Origin of the sequence: Vibrio ziniensis (assembly GCF_011064285.1) — a bacterium.
In the GTDB taxonomy this organism is placed as follows: domain Bacteria; phylum Pseudomonadota; class Gammaproteobacteria; order Enterobacterales; family Vibrionaceae; genus Vibrio; species Vibrio ziniensis.
The window spans coordinates 1,048,879-1,069,197 of the sequence record NZ_CP049331.1 but is presented as its reverse complement, the minus strand read 5'-3'; the positions used below and the strand labels follow the sequence as shown (position 1 = coordinate 1,069,197).

The window sequence follows — 20,319 nt, the reverse complement described above, 5'->3', positions numbered from 1 at the left end:
AAAAAATATGATCTAGTTAACATTTGTTAATCATTGGTTATACAAACCTCTGTATAAACCTCTCATTTTTTGTTCTAAACATCACAAATGAAAACAAATTACGCATATAAATCAATGACTCAGCCATATTTAAGGACTTAATGTAGTTTTCTTTCATTTCCATTACTAAAGTGATCAAGATCAATCACTATAAAGGGTTAGCACGTTAAACTCGCCACTAAATATAAGGCGGTTCTAATGCCCATTATTATTTCGTTGGCTATGCTATAAAGCACAACAGAAACGTGTTACATATTCAGCCTAAATTTTCGCTTTCGCGAACACTAAAGCAGAATTTTATTCAGAATTAATTACTTTAATACAATGAGGAATCTATGTCAGAAGCAGTGAATAAAGCGCATTCTGATTCAGATATCGAGACTAAGAGCTACAGTGAGCTTCATCGTCCAGCGTCTGAGTTCAACAGCCGTTCAGATTATTTAGATCATGAATTACAAATCATGAAACCTCGCCGCTTTGGCTTAAACCTACCGGGTCGCGATTTCCGTTTCGAACTTGAAGACTTTGTTCCTGCTCTAGCTGGTACTATCGGCATCATCTCGATGTACTCTGCTGTTATGATGTCTTGGGCTGAAGGTCTGACTCAAGCTTGGGATCACGTTCATCTAACTAAAGAGTTTGCTATTGAAGTAGCTCGTGTTGAGATGTTGATTCCAGCTTTATTATTCTGCGTGCTTGCTTCTGGTATCTTCAACCCTAAAGCAAACTTAGCAGGTAACCACGGTCCGATGATTCCGTTAATCGGCACGATTGCTCTAGCGGGTGCTCACCCTCTAGCATTAGCACTGCTTATTGGTGTCTTTGGTCTACTACTCAGTTTCTTCAAAGGTGGCTCTAAGCTTGTTAACCTCACTTCTGAAGGTACAGCCGGTGGTTTGCTCATATTCCTTGGTTTGACGGGAACAATCAGTCAGATCAACTCCATACAAACCTGGGCGGTCGGTTTACAATCGGCAGACGTAGCCGCAGGAAGCATGGGTTATGTAGGTATTATCGTACTTGGTATCAACGTTGCGATTTACGCATACCTAGCTAAAGTGAATAAGCGTTGGCTTGCTATCCCTGTGTGTGCATTCTCTGGTCTTGCAATCGCTCTAGCTCTAGGTGCTGGTTTCGACATTAAATTCGAAACTCACATGGGCCTTCCAAACCTAAACCCAGTTTACTGGTGGGGCAGCACTGAAGAAGGTTGGATGCTAGGTCTTCCTAACATGGAACACTTCATCGCATCTCTACCATTCGCAATTCTAGCTGTAGCGATGTGGTCTCCAGACTTCCTAGGTCACCGTATTTTCCAAGAGATGAACTACCCTAGAGGTTCTGAAAAAGTGTTGATGGACGTTGATGACACTATGACTATGTGTTCATTCCGTCAAATGGTTGGTACAGCAGTAGGTGGTGGTAACATCACATCATCTTGGGGTACTTACATGATCCCTGCTGCTATCGCTAAACGTCCAATCCCAGCGGGTTCAATTCTGCTTGGTTTGATCGTAATGACTGTTGCCGTACTTGGCTTCCCTATGGACGTTGCAGTATGGCCACCAGTAATGCGTGTTGCTCTATTAGTAGGTGTATCTCTACCTCTACTAGAAGCAGGTATGCAAATGGTTCGCGATACAAAAGACTCGCAAGCTGCTGGTATCTGTATTTTTGCTTCTATTGTAGCAAACCCAGTGCTTGCTTGGGCTCTGACCATGTTCCTAGACAACAATGGTCTAATCGGTGACAAAGAACGTGCTGCACGCTTGTCTTTCTTGGATAAAATTGTTATCCCTGTAAGCGTGTTCATTATCTGTCTTGTTGCAATGCTTGCCGTTGGTATGCTAGAAGCTCAATATGGTCTAAAAGCTTGGCTATAAGCTAGAGATTAAAGATTAGACGGGTAGCGCAAGACGCTACCCTCTTTTTATTGTATTTTTCAACTTTTATTGATTTAGTTTAAGTTTTGCAATTTTTTTTTAGTGTAATGTAATTTCATCAAACGGACATTTCAGCGTAAGAACAAATAACAATATCTATAGTATTAATCTGAGATTATGAACTATACATATTGTTATTAAATCGAGTGTACTGCCTCTCTTCCAATGAGGAGATAGCTGGCTCAACGGCGAAACAGTACGTGTTTTTTCTACTAAAAAGGTAGGTATGTCATGGCAGAGCAATTTGCTAAAGCTTGGGAAGGTTTTGCTGCAGGTGAGTGGCAAAACGAAGTAAACGTTCGTGATTTCATTCAAAAGAACTACACTCCATACGAGGGTGACGAATCTTTCCTAGTTTCTGAGGGTACTGAAGCGACTAAAACGCTTTGGGCTAAAGTAATGGAAGGCATCAAACAGGAGAACTCTACTCACGCTCCTGTAGATTTTGACACTTCTGTTATCTCTACCATCACAGCTCACGATGCAGGCTACATCGAAAAAGATCTTGAAACTATCGTTGGTCTTCAAACTGACGCTCCACTTAAGCGTGCTATCATCCCTAACGGTGGTATCCGTATGGTTGAAGGTTCATGCAAAGCATACGATCGTGAACTTGATCCTATGGTTTCAAAAATCTATTCAGAATACCGTAAAACTCACAACGCTGGTGTTTTCGATATCTACACTCCAGACATCCTTGCATGTCGTAAATCTGGTGTACTAACTGGTCTTCCAGATGCATACGGCCGTGGTCGTATCATTGGTGACTACCGTCGTGTTGCACTATACGGTATCGACTTCCTAATGAAGGACAAATTCGCTCAATTCACGTCGCTACAAGCACGTTTTGAGAACGGTGAAGACCTTCACATGACTATGCAACTTCGTGAAGAGATCGCTGAGCAACACCGTGCTCTAGGTCAAATCAAGAAGATGGCTGCAAAATACGGTTGCGATATTGGTCGTCCAGCTGAAACAGCACAAGAAGCTATCCAATGGACTTACTTCGGCTACCTAGCTGCTGTTAAGTCACAAAACGGTGCTGCAATGTCTCTAGGTCGTACTTCTACATTCCTAGATGTGTACATCGAGCGTGATATCGCTGCTGGTAAGATCACTGAAGACCAAGCTCAAGAAATGATTGACCACTTCGTAATGAAACTACGTATGGTTCGTTTCCTACGTACTCCTGAGTACGATGAGCTATTCTCTGGCGACCCAATTTGGGCAACAGAATCTATGGGTGGTATGGGTCTTGACGGTCGTACGCTAGTAACGCGTTCTAACTTCCGTTTCCTAAACAGCCTATACACTATGGGTCCTTCTCCAGAGCCAAACATCACTGTTCTTTGGTCTGAAGCACTACCAGATGGTTTCAAACGTTTCTGTGCAAAAGTATCTATCGATACTTCTTCTATCCAGTACGAAAACGACGATCTAATGCGTCCAGACATGCAATCAGACGACTACGCAATCGCATGTTGTGTATCTCCAATGGTTGTTGGTAAACAAATGCAGTTCTTCGGTGCTCGTGCGAACCTTGCTAAAACGATGCTTTACACCATCAACGGCGGTGTCGATGAGAAACTGAAAATCCAAGTTGGTCCGAAAATGGACAAAATCTCAGGTGAATACCTAGATTACAACGAACTTTGGGAAAAAATGGATCACTTCATGGATTGGCTAGCTAAGCAGTATGTGACTGCACTAAACGCTATCCACTTCATGCACGACAAGTACAGCTACGAAGCGTCTCTAATGGCTCTACACGACCGTGACGTTAAACGTACTATGGCATGTGGTATCGCAGGTCTATCTGTTGCAGCTGACTCTCTATCTGCAATCAAGTACGCTAAAGTTAAACCAATTCGTGACGAAGATGGTCTAGCAATCGACTTCGAAATCGAAGGCGATTACCCTAAATTCGGTAACAATGATCCTCGCGTAGATGATATCGCTTGTGAACTTGTTTCTGTATTTATGAATAAGATCCGTGAGCTTAAGACTTACCGTAATGCGATCCCTACTCAGTCTATCCTAACTATCACTTCAAACGTGGTATACGGTAAGAAGACTGGTAACACTCCTGACGGTCGTCGTGCTGGTACTCCATTTGCACCAGGAGCAAACCCAATGCACGGTCGTGACGAGAAAGGTGCAGTCGCATCATTGACTTCAGTAGCGAAACTACCGTTTGCTGACGCTCAAGATGGTATCTCTTACACCTTCTCTATCGTTCCAAACGCATTAGGTAAAGAAGAAGCAAGCCAACGCGCTAACCTTGCTGGTCTAATGGATGGTTATTTCCACCATGAAGCTGGCAAACTAGAGGGTGGTCAACACCTAAACGTTAACGTGCTTAACCGCGACACTCTACTAGACGCTGTTAAACACCCAGAGAAATACCCTCAGCTAACTATCCGTGTATCTGGTTACGCTGTTCGTTTCAACTCTCTGACTGCTGAACAACAAGCTGACGTTATCGCTCGTACATTTACTGAGTCAATGTAAGACTTCGCTTAAATCATGAGCTTAAAGCCCTCGCAATAGCGAGGGCTTTTTATTTAATGTCGAATTGAATCAAAACGTTAATTTTTATGGGCTGAACAAATTTTTTGTTTTAGTGACTCTTCATTTCTCGTATTAAACATATCAATCAGTTAGTATTTCAACATCGTTGTATTTAAGCTGTAATTTGATGTCCATATTTCGTTTTACTCTAACTCTACTGTTAACATCTAGTTTTTCTGCTCTTGCTGCACAGTCTCCGACCGTCACTCTCAATATCGATAATGACGGAGTATTTGGCATTGACCAAGACTACACTAGCGGTGTTTTTATCTCTTACACATCTGGAGCCGTAAGGCCCAATTGGTGGTCGAAGCCTTTAAGTTTATCCATGTGGGGAGCGGCAAGTTTAGATAAATGGGAATTCAGTATAGGCCACAAAATGTGGACGCCATCAGATATCACACTTGAAACACCAGAACCCAATGAGCGTCCATACGCCGGTTTACTTCATGGTGAATTTAATTATATAAGTCTCCATCCTCAGCAAAGCCAGCGATTCAACTTAATGATTGGCACAACGGGTGAAAACTCTTTGTCTAGAGAAACTCAAAACTTAGTACATTCTATTACCAAATCAGATGACCCGAATGGTTGGGCTTATCAAGTAGAGGATAAAGTTGTGGCTAATGTTGGCTATTCAACTCACTTTAACTTGGTCCGCCGTAGATTTACTCCCAGCACAGAATTCGAAATATCAAATATTTCGGAAATCAATTTAGGCAATTTTCGTGAAGATGTTTCTACAGGTTTTATGGTGCGTTGGGGACAAGACTTAGCGGGAAATTTTGGTAGTGCTCAGATTTCCGCAGAAAGCCCTTTTAAACCGGGCATGATAGGTGCTTCAAATTATGGCTGGTTTGTCTTTGGTGGTATTGAAGCGCGCTATCGATTTAATGACATTACTATTGAAGGTGAACGACCACTTAATGGCCTAGAACATCCTGCAAGTTATTACCAAGTTACGCTAGAAAACTGGCAATCAACTGCTGTTGTTGGAGCTGTATGGTATACCCGCCACTTTGGTTTCACATTTACCACTACCGCCAATACTTCAGAATATAAAGAAGACAAAAATATTCTTCATGGTACCGGCGGTGTGTCGTTCTACGCATTTTTCTAATACCATCCTAGAATAAAATATGATCAGACTGAGCATCGGTAGAACAGCGAATGTACGTCAAACGCAAACGCGCATTCACTTTCACTCGTCCCTGAAGCTCCGCCGAGTCATCCATGGCTCGGAGGGTTTGCTTATCGGCACCCATTCACTGATCAGGAAATTTTCCAGATTGGTATAAACTGCAGTGACTAAGATAAAACACTAGATACTAAAGCGTTGGCAATCCGAGTTCAGTTCTGAAGAACGTTGGTCAACAACCCGACTGATCGAACGCAATTGCTCGTTATTACCTTCTAGCTCTTTCATTGCTACAGAAATCTGGGTCATACTGTCAGCCATTGATTGACTAGTCGTCGCCAATTCCTTAATGGAACTAACAATGATTTCTGTTTGGTGTGCGGCCTCACCCGCTTTATCTGTGATTTGAGTCAACGCTTTCATAGCTTCATGTCCACGCTGTTGGCCAACAAGCATGGTCTGCCCTGACTGGCCAAATTTCTGAATAACCTCTGCACTCTCTTTTTTCATGGTTTCAATAGTGCTCGAAATTTCAGTCACTGCACTTACAGTACGTACAGCCAAGCTTCGCACTTCATCAGCAACCACAGCAAAACCTCTACCTTGCTCACCAGCACGTGCCGCTTCTATCGCCGCGTTCAAAGCTAACAGGTTGGTCTGCTCAGCGATGCTATTGATAATGTCCATAACCGAGTCAACTTTGGTTGATGCTTCTTCAAGCTGCTGAATGTTATCAGTAGCCGAGCTAAGTATTTTGCCCACATCCTCTAGTGAACCGATCGCTGCAGCAATGATTTTCGAGCCATTTTCAGCCGCCTCAGTTGATGATTTACTGACGTCTGACACAAACGCTAGAGAGTTTGACACTTCTTGAGTAGTCACACTAACTTCTTCAGTCGCAGAAGCTAACAACTGAGTTTGCCCAAGGACGTCAGACTGCCCATTCACCAAGTCATCCACTCCAGAGTTTAACTGAGCCGCATCACCTGATAAGGCCTCACTACGCCTTTGAACCGCTTTTACCAATTCGCCAAGATGTTCGCAACTTTGATTAATCGCTAAAGCAAGTTGGTTGAATTCGTCATTAGGATTGTTTGATATCGGCATACGCTGTGATAAGTCACCCTGCGATAAGCGCTCCATCACGGCTTTGGTTTGTGTCAGTGAACGGGTCAGCGACACACTTAACATAATAAAGATAGAAATAGTGATGACAGCCAAAACAGCACAAGCGACTAACACAGACCACTGGGTTTGCGTTCCTACCTGTTCGGCCTGCATTTGATAAGTTTCACTGATGCTCTCAATCTGTTTTGAAAGAGTTTCGATCAAACTTTTAGCTTGAGATTCACTGATGATTAGCTGCGACTGTTGCTCATTGACTAACTGTGATAGCTCGCTAACTCGTAGAAAAGTCTCCTTGAATTTTTCCACTTCCTTGGCATAAAGATCGAGCATCGAATAGCTTTTCGACATATTGACAAAACTTGCCATTGCTCGATTAAACAGTTTCAAGTTCTGTTCATTTGGTTGCAACAAATAGTTTTGCTGAGCTTTGACCATCGCTTGGAAGTCAGAGTTAATCGTCACCATTCCCGTCTCAGAGATTTTCTTTTCAATGGTTGTGGCTAACGTTTTCAACTCGCCAAGCTTTCCTTCTTCGACATTAAAACCCAACTCTGATTTCAGCTCCATCCAAGGCAGTAATGATTGCTCAAACTGAGAAGTCACTTGCTGTAACTGCTGAGATTCATCATTTAAGTTCAACTGTTGAAGAAATTGGATATCAATCTGCACATTGTCCATCAAGCTGTTCAGTTTATCTGTCGCTTGAGAAACCTGATCGGCCGTTAAACTTTCTTTTTCGGAGGCTAGTGAGAGTAGATCCGCTTGGGTGGAATGCATGGCTAAAGCACCAGACGTAATTTTTGAGCTCTGTTTGTATTGAGAACCCATCCCCCCCAAACTCGACGCGGTATATAGACCCAAACTAACAAAGCCAATACATAAAATAACAATAAACAGTGTGATTTTTTGCTTCTGAGATAATTTCAGTACATCCATGCTAATCTTCCTTGTCACCATCCTGTGACTTTAGACTTCAAGATACTACAGGCTAAAAATTGCCGAAGAATGTGACATTCATATTTATGTCACTAACGCCTTTTTTATAACACCCATCATCACTAAATTCGATGTTTTTTTAAACTATTTATTACAACCCTGAATTAAATAAGGAAAACCTATTTAATCGATACTAATTGTAATAAAATGACGACTAAATTACACAATCGAGAGCAGCACATGTCTACTTCTGGTCGAATTCACTCATTCGAATCTTGCGGTACGGTTGATGGCCCGGGAATTCGCTTTATCGTATTCCTGCAGGGTTGTTTATTCCGCTGTAAGTATTGCCATAACCGCGATACTTGGGACACTCATGAAGGTAAAGTGGTTACTGTTGAAGAGATCATCAACGAAGCGAAATCATATCGTCACTTTATGAATGCCTCTGGTGGCGGTGTAACGTGCTCTGGTGGCGAAGCAATGCTTCAGCCGGAATTTGTCAGAGACTTCTTCAGAGCAGCGAAAGCTGAAGGTATTCATACCTGCCTAGATACAAACGGCTACATTCGTAAATTCACTCCTGTTATCGATGAAGTTCTTGAAGTCTCCGATCTGGTGATGCTCGATATCAAACAGATTAATGACGATATTCACCAAGATTTAGTCGGCGTATCAAACAAACGTACACTCGATTTTGCTCAATACTTGCATAAGATTGGTAAAGCTACTTGGTTGCGCTACGTTATTGTCCCCGGATATACAGATGATGATGAATCAGCTCATAAATTAGGTGAGTTCATCAAAGATATGGACAATATTGAAAAGATTGAGCTTCTCCCATATCACAAACTTGGCGCCCACAAATGGGAAGCAATGGGTGAAGAATACCCACTTGAAGGTGTAGAGCCCCCAAGCAAAGAAACCATGGATAGAATCGTTTCTGTTCTTGAGCAATATCACTCAAACGTAAAATATTGATTCAAGCCTTACGCACAATCATTAAAAATACCGGTTTACACACCGGTATTTTTAGCTTCGTAACAAGGACTTGTTGTGCAACTACAAGAGCTCGCTTCATTACTTATTGTTATCGTCTTTGGCTTGCTGTGCATAAAGGACTTCAAGCTCGCTTTTTGGCCAAAGTTCCATACTGATAAATCTTTCCAGCATCTTACCTATGCAGTGATGTTTGCCTTGCTGCTACTTTGGTCGGCACAAGCAAGTGTCAAAGAAGGTCTCCATATTCATTTTCTCGCACTCACCAGTCTAACCATGATGTTTGGCTGGCGCTGTGCTTTCGTCCTTAGCATTCCAGTGAGTGTTGCCTTAGTCACCATCGGTAAATTGGCTTTAATGGCACTCCCTGAATATTTGTTACTGTCTTGTTTGATTCCTATCCTGCTTACCTACGCGATATTTTCACTAAGCTATCACTATTTACCTCGTAATATTTTTGTATTTATTTTTGTCGCGGGCTTTTTCAACGGTGGCCTAACTGGAAGTCTGCACCTAGTTATAAATGCCGTGTACCAGTTCAATTTGGGATATTACGACTGGGAAACCATCTTAGATAATTATCTCATCTTCGTACCTTTGCTCGCCTTCCCTGAAGGGCTTCTTAACGGTATGGCTCTCGCTATGCTTTCCGTGTTTAAACCGGAATGGCTGAGGGTGTTCTCCGACCGCGACTACATATACAACCACCATCACAACAACAATCATCACAAAAAATAGTCACACTACTGCATATTTTATGTACTATCTCTATTAAAACAGTGTTGAGATCATGTTTCAGAGTAACGCATTACTGTTAACCTAACCTCAGCAAAAAAATAACCAGTTTTTAGTGAGGCCAGCTATGGAAATGACTAACGCTCAACGTCTTATTCTTTCAAACCAATATTATTTGATGTCTCAACTTGATCCTTCAAACTCAGCGAAATACAAACGTCTGCAGACCATCGTTGAACGTGGTTATGAGCTTCAAATGTGTGAGTTGAACAAAGAGTTTGGCTGCTTGAGTGACGCACAATGCCGTGAAGTAATCGACATTATGGAGATGTATCACGCCATGCAAGAGTCGCACAAAATGCTTAGTGAAGAAGCACGAAAAGACGTCGATGTACGTCGCTTGAACTTCCTTGGCTACGATATTGCAACCGAAGGTCAATTGGTCAACTACGTACGCTTCCTAGTGGATTCTGAAGGTCTGTACCCACAGTTTGATAAGGGTGATCATCACTTTAACAGCCAAATGCCGATGGCTGATAAATACCGCCGCATGCTAGCAACGTGGCGCCATTGTCCTCGCCAGTACCACCTATCTGCAAATGAACTGCGTCAGATTTTCAATGCGTAATTGATGTAGAAAAACATAAAGGGCGGATATCATCCGCCCTTTTTTACGCTGTCTGTAATACTAATCTGGAAAATTCATTGCTCAGTTATTGAGTATTTATAAGCAAACTCTGCGAACCGAGGAGTGCTCTGAAGAGCATAACGAACGAATTAATGCGAGTTTACGTTCGATACTTAAGCTGATCATTTTTTCCCCTGAGTGGTATAACCATTAAAAACTGTATGAGAGTCCAATCATCACAGTAGTGTTGACACCACCGTCAATAATCGGACTGGACTCGAGTTTTCCTTCCAAATTGGTGTAACGTACATTACCAATCAACCTAAAAGTATCGACTATATTCCAATATGCAGCAGCGCCAACAAAGTACTGGCCGTCCCATTTCGCTTCAAACTCAGATAAACCACTGCGATCCGCTTCTTCTTTAGAAACACCATAGAGATGGTTATTCAACTTATCTGAGTTATAAGAATAACCGATACTCGGTGTTACACCCCAAGAGCCAAATCGCATAGGGAATCGCCAAGCTAATTCGGCATAGAGCCCGTTGTGAGTATCCGCAACATCTGTGCCCACAGAGGTTTCAAACATGCCAACCGGCGTAAGTAGCTGATAACTGGCCCCTCCCAGAACTGTCGAAGAACGCTTATCCAGTAAACGAATTTGTGCATTATCTGAATCTTCTGGTTTCAATGTTCTTGGGTCATACATCAGTCTGAAAATAACATTCTGCTGCGACCTCATGGGAAAAAGCCGATAACCAGCACTAAAACCACGCAAAAATAAATGATCTCCTTCATAGCCAATTAAAGGAATAACGGTTCGATTAGACGGCGTATCTTTGTACACCGCCGGTGAATACGCTGCCGCAATACCTAAAGACCATTGACTCATTTCTGCATAGCTAGAAACCGACATCATTAGGGATGAGGCAACAAATGCAGAAAAATAGAACTTATTCATAGTGATAGAGATATCCGTAGGTATGCAATCCATTGGGCAACATCATACGAACCTATGCTTGTAATAACAATATTGTTGAGAATTATTCAGATTCGATCTCTATGAAACTGTGGCTAGATCTCAAACCTAAGCCTCCGTGAACGCTACATGCACAAATCATATTATCCGCAAATCTCAATTTCCAAATTTCTTTTTACCATCACTAATTTGAAATAAATGCATAATCTCTAAGCAAAATCGTGAATAGCAAACTAGGCTTAAAGAGTTAGGGATTTATGTTTTAAAGCGGTTGTATGTCTGTGCGACATTATTAGAGGGGACTTACTATGAGTATTTTTGACCACTTTCAGGCACGCTATGAAGCAGCCAAGGATGAAGAGCTAACTATTCAAGAGTTTTTAAATCTATGTAAAGACGACAAAAGCGCCTACGCAAATGCGGCTGAACGCTTATTGCTCGCCATCGGTGAACCCGAGATGGTGGATACGTCAAAACACCCTCGATTAAGCCGCATTTTTTCTAACCGAGTCATTTCAAGATACAAAACATTTCAAGATTTCTACGGCATGGAAGATGCCATAGAACAGATCGTTTCTTACTTAAAACACGCCGCCCAAGGCTTAGAAGAACGTAAACAAATTCTCTACCTACTTGGCCCTGTCGGTGGTGGTAAATCATCCCTAGCTGAAAAACTTAAAGCATTGATGCAACAAATGCCTATCTATGTGCTTTCAGTCAATGGCAAACGCAGCCCGGTCAACGACCACCCATTCTGTCTGTTTGATGTTAATGAAGATGGCGAACTACTCAAACAAGAATACGGCATTGAAAAGCGCTATGTTAAATCCATCATGTCTCCTTGGGCTGCAAAACGCTTACACGAATTCGGCGGCGACATTACTAAATTCAAAGTCGTTAAAGTTCGCCCTTCAATTTTAGACCAAATTGCTGTTGCTAAAACTGAACCTGGTGATGAAAACAACCAAGATATTTCCTCTCTGGTTGGTAAAGTCGATATTCGTCAGTTAGAACACTTTTCTCAAGACGACCCAGATGCGTATAGCTACTCTGGTGCACTTTGCCGAGCAAACCAAGGTTTAATGGAATTCGTAGAGATGTTTAAAGCACCAATCAAAGTGCTGCACCCTCTATTAACCGCAACTCAAGAAGGTAACTATAACGGTACTGAAGGGCTATCTGCCTTACCATTTGATGGTATGATACTCGCTCACTCGAACGAATCTGAATGGCAGACTTTCCGTAACAACAAAAACAACGAAGCATTCTTAGACCGTGTCTACATTGTCAAAGTACCTTACTGTTTACGTGTTTCCGAAGAAGTCAAAATCTACCAAAAACTGCTTGAGCACAGTGAACTCTCCAACGCACCATGCGCACCAAGTACACTTGAGCTACTTGCTCAATTCAGTGTGCTATCGCGTTTGAAAATTCCAGAAAACTCATCGCTATTTTCGAAAATGCGTGTTTACGATGGCGAAACGCTTAAAGACACAGATCCAAAGGCAAAAAGCTATCAGGAATACCGCGACTACGCTGGTGTAGATGAAGGGATGTCAGGTCTTTCGACTCGCTTTGCGTTCAAAATTCTTTCTCGCGTATTCAACTTCGATCACATCGAAGTGTCCGCGAACCCTGTGCATCTCTTCTATGTAATTGAACAACAGGTTGAGCGTGAACAATTCCCACAAGAAACCGCAGACCGATATTTGGAGTTTGTGAAAGGCTACCTAGTCCCTCGATATGTCGAGTTCATCGGTAAAGAGATTCAAACCGCTTACTTAGAATCCTATTCTGAGTACGGTCAAAATATCTTTGATCGTTATGTCACCTATGCTGATTTCTGGATTCAGGACCAAGAATACCGTGACCCAGAAACCGGACAATTATTTGACCGAGCTTCACTCAACAGCGAATTGGAGAAAATTGAGAAAACTGCCGGCATCAGTAATCCGAAAGATTTCCGTAATGAAATCGTTAACTTCGTATTGCGTGCACGTGCGAACAACAATGGTAACAACCCAGCTTGGACCAGCTACGAAAAATTGCGCACGGTTATCGAGAAAAAAATGTTCTCGAACACTGAAGAATTGCTTCCTGTCATCTCCTTCAATGCGAAAACCTCTTCTGAAGATCAGAAAAAACACGACAACTTTGTCGCTCGTATGATGGAGAAAGGTTATACCGAGAAACAAGTGAGGCTATTGTCTGAGTGGTATTTACGTGTTCGTAAATCCTCTTAAACACAGTCTGCTTATGACCTAATAACAGATTGTAGGAAGGGTATATCTGATATCTAACATCACGATAGGCATCCACGGATTGGATGCCTAGTTGGAGGAACGATTCAGGTGACGTATACAGGGGAAGACTCATGCCGCAATTCATCGATAGACGATTAAACGGTAAAAATAAAAGCGCGGTAAACCGACAACGCTTTTTACGCCGTTATAAAGACCAGATTAAAGAGTCGGTTTCCGACGCGGTAAACCGTCGCTCAATCACGAATACAGAAACCGGCGAAGATGTCTCTATCCCGAATAAAGACATCAAAGAACCTATTTTTCATCAAGGTCAGGGCGGCATGCGGGAGCGCGTCCATCCTGGTAACGACCAATTTATACGTGGAGACAAGATCGAACGTCCTAAAGGTGGCGGACAAGGAGGCGGATCAGGCGAAGGCGAAGCCAGTCAGGATGGAGAAGGTGAAGACGAATTTGTATTCCAAATATCCAAAGATGAGTATTTGGATATTCTGTTTGAAGACCTTGAGCTGCCGAACCTTGAAAAGAACCAGATAAACAAAATCACCGAGTGGAAAACACACCGTGCTGGTTATCAAACCGCAGGCTCGGCATCAAATATCGCTATTGTCCGTTCTCTTCAACAATCGTTGGCTCGTCGTACAGCCATGACAGCCAATAAACGCCGTTTAATGAGAGAACTGGAAGAAGAGCTAGAGAGAATCAAAACCACTGAACCCGCTCTGCTTCTGGAAGAAAAACGCATTAAACAGGAGATTGAAGAGCTGCGCGCAAAAATTGAAAGCGTACCTTTTATTGATACGTTCGATTTGCGTTTTAAAAATTACGAAAAACGCCCTATTCCATCAAGCCAAGCCGTCATGTTCTGCTTGATGGATGTCTCTGGTTCTATGGACCAAGCAACTAAAGACATCGCGAAACGTTTTTATGTTTTGCTTTATCTGTTCCTAACCCGTACCTACCAGAACGTAGAAGTTGTGTTTATACGCCATCACACTCAAGCCAAAGAAGTGGATGAGCAGGAATTCTTCTACTCTCAAGAAACTGGCGGTACCATTGTATCGAGCGCACTGAAACTGATGCATGAAATCATTAAAGAACGCTACCCACTTGGAGAATGGAACATCTACGGTGCACAAGCTTCTGACGGTGATAACTGGGCAGACGATTCACCTCGTTGTAGAGAGTTACTCACCAATCAGCTATTACCTTACTGCCAATACTATGCCTATATTGAGATTACGCGTCGTTCGCATCAAACCTTATGGCATGAATATGAAAAACTGCAACCTGGCTTTGGCAATTTTGCAATGAAGAACATCCGCAGTGTTGAGGATATTTTCCCTGTATTTAGGGAGTTGTTCCAGAAGGAAACGGCATAGGGAGACGCGCGCATGACGACTAATGCTACGACAAAAAAGACCAAAGCTGCGCCAAAGAAACGCGCAACCAAATCGACTGTTTTACCCGACGGCCCAGATTGGACCTTTGACATTCTAGAGCAGTACCACACCGAAATTAAACGTGTGGCAGAACTGTATCGGCTTGATACTTATGAAAACCAAATTGAAGTCATCACTTCTGAACAAATGATGGATGCTTATTCGAGCATCGGTATGCCAATCAACTATAACCACTGGTCGTTTGGCAAAAAATTTATTCATACCGAGCAAAACTATAAGCATGGACAAATGGGATTAGCGTATGAAATCGTTATCAATTCCGACCCTTGTATCGCATACCTGATGGAAGAGAATACCGTTACTATGCAGGCTTTGGTTATGGCACACGCTTGTTATGGTCACAACTCCTTTTTTAAAGGCAACTATCTGTTCCAAACATGGACAGATGCTAGCTCGATTATCGACTACCTCTTGTTCGCTAAAAACTACATTTCTGGGTGTGAAGAAAAATACGGTGTCAACGAAGTAGAACGACTGCTGGATTCTTGCCACGCTCTAATGAACTACGGTGTGGACAGATACAAACGCCCAGAGAAGATTTCGATAGCTGAAGAGAAAGCCCGCCAAGAAGAACGCGAAGAGTATTTGCAGTCGCAAGTTAATGCTCTATGGCGCACCGTTCCTCGTAAAGCGAGAGCGGAAGACGATCAACCGCGTTTCCCGAGTGAACCGCAAGAGAACATTCTTTACTTCATTGAAAAGCACGCGCCACTGCTTGAGCCTTGGCAACGTGAAATCGTACGTATCGTGCGAAAAATCAGCCAGTATTTCTATCCGCAGAAACAAACTCAGGTCATGAATGAGGGTTGGGCGACATTCTGGCACTACACCATATTGAACCATATGTACGATGAAGGATTAGTGTCAGACAAGTTTATTCTCGAGTTCCTACACAGCCATACCAGTGTGGTTGCCCAACCACCTTATAACAGTCGCTATTTCAGCGGTATCAACCCGTATGCTTTAGGGTTTGCCATGTTTACCGATATTAAACGTATTTGTGAAAACCCAACGACTGAAGACTATGAATGGTTCCCTGAATTAGCGGGATCAGACTGGTTGGATGCAGTGCATTTCGCCATGCACAACTTTAAAGATGAAAGCTTTATCAGCCAATATTTATCACCAAAACTGATTCGTGACTTTAAACTGTTCGCGATTACTGACGATGACAGAAAGAATTTTATTGAAGTAACAGCCATTCACAATGACAGCGGTTATCAACTCATCCGAGAGAAACTCGCTGCTCAATATAATCTGAGTAACTTGGAACCTAACATCCAAGTATTCAGCGTCGACGTTCGTGGAGACCGTTCCATTACGCTACAGTATGTCCCCCACGACCGAATTCCTTTAGACCCAAGCTACGAGGAGGTACTTAAACACATGCATCGCCTATGGGGTTTTGAAGTCAAATTGGAGGAGGTAAAAGACACTGGAAGAAGAGAAATCCTCGCAACCTGTCCTAAGAAAGGTGATCACGAAAAGTGATTATCGTTGCGACAACCAAAACATCTAACCTAACAATTAGTTGTAAAAGTAAGTAGTTGTAAAAATAAGTGTTCGACAGAATAGACACTTAGTAAAACGAACAAAGCCCCAGACTCTCATCTGGGGCTTTTCTTTATTTGAACACTTTATACTACTCTGGAACATTTCCTGATCAGTGAATGGGCGTCGATAAGCAAACCCTCCGAGCCATGGATGGCTCGACGGAGCTTCAGGGACGAATGAATGCGCGTGTGCATTTGACGCCCATTCGCTGCTCGCCGATGCTCAGTCTGATCATATTTTTATCTAGGATGGTACTAGGCTACACTTGTTTTGCCACAATACTGCGTACCAGTTCTAAATCTTCAGGCGTATCAACTCCAGCAGGAGGCGCTTCTAATGCAACCGCAACATGGATTTTCTCACCATACCAAAGAACGCGTAACTGCTCTAAACACTCAATCTTTTCAAGCTGACTAGGCTGCCAGTTAATGTAAGTATTGATAAAGCCTGCTCGGTAAGCGTAGATTCCAATGTGGCGCATCAATGGTTGTACAATAGCTTTGTCTTTAGCGGCGAAGTTATCGCGGTCCCAAGGAATCGTAGCTCGACTGAAGTAAAGAGCATAACCTTCACTGTCGGTGACCACTTTCACGGCATTTGGATTAAACACTTCACTTTCATGGTCTATTTCAACGGCTAAGGTCGCCATAGGCGCTTTGCTCGCCGCCAAGTTATCCGCCACCTGACGAATAATTGCTGGAGGAATTAATGGCTCATCACCTTGCACGTTTACGATGATGTGATCATCTTCAATACCCATCAAAGCTACCACTTCAGCCAAACGTTCAGTACCTGACTGATGATCTGGAGACGTCATACAAACCGTAGCACCAAACGCTTCCGCAACCGTTTCGACACGAGCGTCATCAGTCGCGATGATCACTCTTTCAGCACCAGCAAGCAGTGACTGCTCGTAAACCCATTGAATCATAGGTTTTCCGCCGATATCCGCGAGCGGCTTACCCGGTAAACGCGTTGACTGATAACGAGCTGGAATAACAACGGTAAATGACATTAGCGTCCCTCGTCCATTGACATAGTGCGAGCTTCTGGCTCAAGGAGAACAGGAATGCCCTCTTTGATTGGATAAGCAAGACGATCAAGCTTACAAATAAGCTCTTGTTTATCTTTATCGTAAGTCAGCTTGCCTTTACATACCGGACAAGCAACGATTTCAAGCAGACGGTGATCCATACTGTTCCATAACCTCTTTAATTGTTTCCACAATATGCTGCTCATCAACATGAGAAATTTGCGCCGAGACAGGTAAATACCACCAGTTCTCTTTTGCAAACGCAGCACATTTTACAGCGTCTTTTTCTGTCATAACGACATTATCCCCACGCTCTGCCAAGGCAAACAGCACTGAGGAATCAAAATCTTGGTGATCTGCAAACCCATGTTCAACAATAGGCTTGGCTCCTAACGATTTCAATGTATTAAAAAAGCGTGGCGGATGACCAATACCCGCCCAAGCGACGATATTTGATAAAGTGTCTACCGATACGCGCTCGCCAGTCACTATGTTCACAGCTAAATCCGGTAGCAATGTCATCGCGACTTCACCTGCGAGAGGTGTACCACCATTGGTAATGGTAAAATCCACTTCTTTTAAACGAGATACAGGTTCTCGAAGAGGACCCAAAGGCAGTAATTGCTCATTGCCAAATCGTCTCACGCCATCAACCACAGCAAATTCAATATCACGATCCAGTGCGTAGTGCTGTAACCCATCGTCTGTAATTATGATATCGACGTTTTGTGAGAGTAGCGCCTTTACTGCATTCGAGCGAATAGGATCAACCGCAACCGGCACCTTAGTGCGTTGGAAAATCAGTTTTGGCTCGTCACCACAGTGAGAAGTCGATGTACTATCAGAGACAAGAAGCGGATACGAAGGCGCTTTTGCACCATAGCCACGAGAAACCACACCCGGTCTGAAACCTAGACTTTGCAAAGTTTCAACTAACCAGATAACCACAGGGGTTTTACCATTACCACCAGCAGTAATATTCCCGACAATAACGACAGGCACAGGTGCTTTATAACTTTTCTTCTTACCTGTTTGAAAAGCTTCTCTACGTGAGCGGCTAATCGCTTTAAATACAAGGCTTAATGGCCATAGTAGTGGCCATAAAACAAAGCGAATAGGATGATGTTGAAACCAGATTTTTTCAATCACGGCTAGAACCTACTCACCAAATTGAATTCGGTGCAGCTGTGCGTAAGCACCATCTTTTTCAATGAGTTCAGCGTGCTTACCGCGCTCAATAATCTCACCTTCATCAACGACCAAAATTTCATCCGCTTGCTCGATAGTTGAAAGCCTATGGGCGATAACCAATACAGTTTTATCTTTTTGCAGCTCATCTAACGCAGCTTGAATAGCGCGTTCTGATTCAGTATCCAAAGCAGACGTTGCTTCATCAAGAATCAGTACAGGAGCATCTCGTAGCAACGCACGAGCGATAGCAACACGCTGACGCTGACCACCAGACAAGCTCGTACCATTTTCACCAATAATGGTATCTAAACCATTTTCCATACCATTAATGAACTCCATGGCATGGGCTAAACGAGCCGCTTCTTCAATTTGCTCACGGGTGTATTCACCTTCAGCAGCATAAGCAATATTGTTAGCGATAGTATCGTTAAACAAATGTACGTTCTGCGAAACAAGCGCAAAGTGTTTACGCAGGTTAGTGAGTTTAAAGTCGCGAACATCATGTCCATCAAGTTCAATGGAACCTGAATCAACGTCATAAAAGCGTGTAAACAGGTTAGCAATGGTTGACTTACCTGAACCTGAACGACCAACCAGAGCAACAGTTTTACCTTGAGGGATTTCAAAGCTCACATGCGATAGCGCTGGCTTTTCTTTACCAGAATAAGTGAAAGTGACATCTTTAACGGCCACTTCACCACGCACTTTATCTGCCTCGAAAGTGCCGTTATCACGCTCAGTTTCCAAATCCATCAGATTGAATAATGTCGAGCTTGCGGCCATACCTCGTTGAAACTGAGATGTGACGTTAGTTAACGCTTTTAACGGACGCATCAAGCCAAACATTGCTGAGAAAACAACACCGAAAGTACCAGGAGTAAGATCAGTGCGAATACTATCAAAGCTCGCTAAAAACAAAACCACAACCAGTGCAACTGATGCGATCATTTGAATCACTGGGTTAGCTATCGCTTGTGCAGACACCAATTTCATTGTTTGCTGACGCATGCGATTACTTACCTCGTTGAAGCGTTTCCGTTCAACTTCTTGACCACCGTAGCTCAAAACAACTTTATGACCTTTTAGCATTTGTTCTGCTGAAGAAGTCACATGACCCATTGTTGTCTGCATATTCTTTGAAATTTTGCGAAAACGTTTAGATACGACGCTTATGCCAACAGCGACGACTGGCGCAACGAATAACAATACCAACGACAACTGCCAGCTATTCCAGAACATAAGAGCCAGTAAACCTACGATACTTGCGCCCTCGCGCACGATACTAACTAATGCTTTACTCGTTGCCGCAGAGACTTGTTCCGAATCATAAGTGATTCTAGACAGCAAACTACCGGTTGGTTCTTTATCAAAAAAGGTAACAGGCATGTGCATAAAGTGTTTGAAAATAGCTCTGCGCATCTGCATAACTACGTTTCCTGACACCCAACTCAAACAGTAATCGGAGACAAAGCTACTGACACCTCTTACGGCCATTACACCAAAAATGATAAATGGAAGCGTTCGAAGAAAATTAGATTCTGTCTGACCAAAACCTTCATCAAGAAGAGGTTTTAGCAACGAAATCAGATAAGTATCTGACACAGCATTAACGATTAAAGCTACGACAGCAACATATAAACCAGATTTATAAAGTCTGATGTAGGTCCAAAGACGTTTAAAGGTCTGCCATGTGGTTTCGTCGGTATTCAATGACAT

At 42.9% G+C, this 20,319-nt stretch carries 15 protein-coding genes; 9 read left to right on the top strand and 6 right to left on the bottom strand.

Annotated elements, in window-relative coordinates:
- The first annotated feature begins 374 nt into the window (after positions 1 to 374).
- From G5S32_RS04780 to G5S32_RS04770, 3 genes are all read left to right on the top strand, one after another.
- Positions 375 to 1,922, top strand: a complete 1,548-nt coding sequence (locus G5S32_RS04780; RefSeq protein WP_165310861.1) for a DUF3360 family protein — start codon at positions 375 to 377, stop codon at positions 1,920 to 1,922.
- A 291-nt stretch (positions 1,923 to 2,213) separates the two neighbouring features.
- Positions 2,214 to 4,493, top strand: coding sequence for a formate C-acetyltransferase (pflB, locus tag G5S32_RS04775; protein ID WP_165310859.1), 2,280 nt, complete (start codon positions 2,214 to 2,216; stop codon positions 4,491 to 4,493).
- 187 nt (positions 4,494 to 4,680) lie between these two features.
- The gene (locus G5S32_RS04770) at positions 4,681 to 5,673 is read left to right on the top strand and encodes a lipid A deacylase LpxR family protein (protein ID WP_165310857.1); all 993 of its coding nucleotides are present in this window, start codon (positions 4,681 to 4,683) and stop codon (positions 5,671 to 5,673) included.
- 201 nt (positions 5,674 to 5,874) lie between these two features.
- Here the strand turns inward: G5S32_RS04770 and G5S32_RS04765 are convergent, their stop codons facing one another.
- On the bottom strand, positions 5,875 to 7,755 hold the full coding sequence (locus G5S32_RS04765) for a methyl-accepting chemotaxis protein (RefSeq protein ID WP_165310855.1): 1,881 nt from the start codon (positions 7,753 to 7,755) through the stop codon (positions 5,875 to 5,877).
- Between the two features lie 240 nt (positions 7,756 to 7,995).
- On the opposite strand from G5S32_RS04765, the gene pflA reads away from it, so the two are divergent.
- The 3 genes from pflA (at position 7,996) to G5S32_RS04750 (ending at position 10,117) form a co-directional block, all read left to right on the top strand.
- Positions 7,996 to 8,736, top strand: a complete 741-nt coding sequence (gene pflA / locus G5S32_RS04760; protein WP_165312709.1) for a pyruvate formate lyase 1-activating protein — start codon at positions 7,996 to 7,998, stop codon at positions 8,734 to 8,736.
- A 75-nt stretch (positions 8,737 to 8,811) separates the two neighbouring features.
- The gene (locus G5S32_RS04755; protein ID WP_165310853.1) at positions 8,812 to 9,492 is read left to right on the top strand and encodes an energy-coupling factor ABC transporter permease; all 681 of its coding nucleotides are present in this window, start codon (positions 8,812 to 8,814) and stop codon (positions 9,490 to 9,492) included.
- A gap of 124 nt (positions 9,493 to 9,616) precedes the next feature.
- Entirely contained in the window at positions 9,617 to 10,117 is a 501-nt protein-coding gene (locus tag G5S32_RS04750) for a YfbU family protein (RefSeq protein WP_165310851.1), read from the top strand.
- Between the two features lie 210 nt (positions 10,118 to 10,327).
- Here the strand turns inward: G5S32_RS04750 and G5S32_RS04745 are convergent, their stop codons facing one another.
- Entirely contained in the window at positions 10,328 to 11,080 is a 753-nt protein-coding gene (locus tag G5S32_RS04745; RefSeq protein WP_165312708.1) for a MipA/OmpV family protein, read from the bottom strand.
- Between the two features lie 326 nt (positions 11,081 to 11,406).
- On the opposite strand from G5S32_RS04745, the gene G5S32_RS04740 reads away from it, so the two are divergent.
- From G5S32_RS04740 to G5S32_RS04730, 3 genes are all read left to right on the top strand, one after another.
- Positions 11,407 to 13,341 carry a PrkA family serine protein kinase gene (locus tag G5S32_RS04740; RefSeq protein ID WP_165310849.1) on the top strand — a complete coding sequence of 645 codons (1,935 nt, stop codon included), beginning with the start codon at positions 11,407 to 11,409 and terminating at the stop codon, positions 13,339 to 13,341.
- A gap of 131 nt (positions 13,342 to 13,472) precedes the next feature.
- Entirely contained in the window at positions 13,473 to 14,744 is a 1,272-nt protein-coding gene (locus tag G5S32_RS04735) for a YeaH/YhbH family protein (protein WP_165310847.1), read from the top strand.
- A gap of 12 nt (positions 14,745 to 14,756) precedes the next feature.
- Positions 14,757 to 16,316, top strand: a complete 1,560-nt coding sequence (locus tag G5S32_RS04730; RefSeq protein ID WP_165310845.1) for a SpoVR family protein — start codon at positions 14,757 to 14,759, stop codon at positions 16,314 to 16,316.
- 322 nt (positions 16,317 to 16,638) lie between these two features.
- On the opposite strand, the gene kdsB is transcribed toward G5S32_RS04730, so the two are convergent.
- Genes kdsB through msbA form a run of 4 tightly spaced genes read right to left on the bottom strand, consistent with a single transcriptional unit; the run spans position 16,639 to position 20,319 of the window.
- Positions 16,639 to 17,394: a 3-deoxy-manno-octulosonate cytidylyltransferase gene (kdsB, locus tag G5S32_RS04725; RefSeq protein ID WP_165310843.1), complete on the bottom strand. Its 756-nt coding sequence runs from the start codon at positions 17,392 to 17,394 to the stop codon at positions 16,639 to 16,641.
- Complete coding sequence (locus G5S32_RS04720) at positions 17,394 to 17,573, bottom strand: Trm112 family protein (RefSeq protein WP_165310841.1); 180 nt, start codon at positions 17,571 to 17,573, stop codon at positions 17,394 to 17,396. Before G5S32_RS04720 ends, kdsB begins: the two co-directional genes overlap by 1 nt.
- Positions 17,554 to 18,561: a tetraacyldisaccharide 4'-kinase gene (gene lpxK / locus G5S32_RS04715; protein ID WP_165310839.1), complete on the bottom strand. Its 1,008-nt coding sequence runs from the start codon at positions 18,559 to 18,561 to the stop codon at positions 17,554 to 17,556. The genes G5S32_RS04720 and lpxK overlap by 20 nt, the downstream gene beginning before the upstream one ends.
- 9 nt (positions 18,562 to 18,570) lie before the next feature.
- Positions 18,571 to 20,319 (bottom strand): lipid A ABC transporter ATP-binding protein/permease MsbA, encoded by a 1,749-nt coding sequence (msbA, locus tag G5S32_RS04710; protein ID WP_165310837.1) that lies wholly within the window; start codon positions 20,317 to 20,319, stop codon positions 18,571 to 18,573.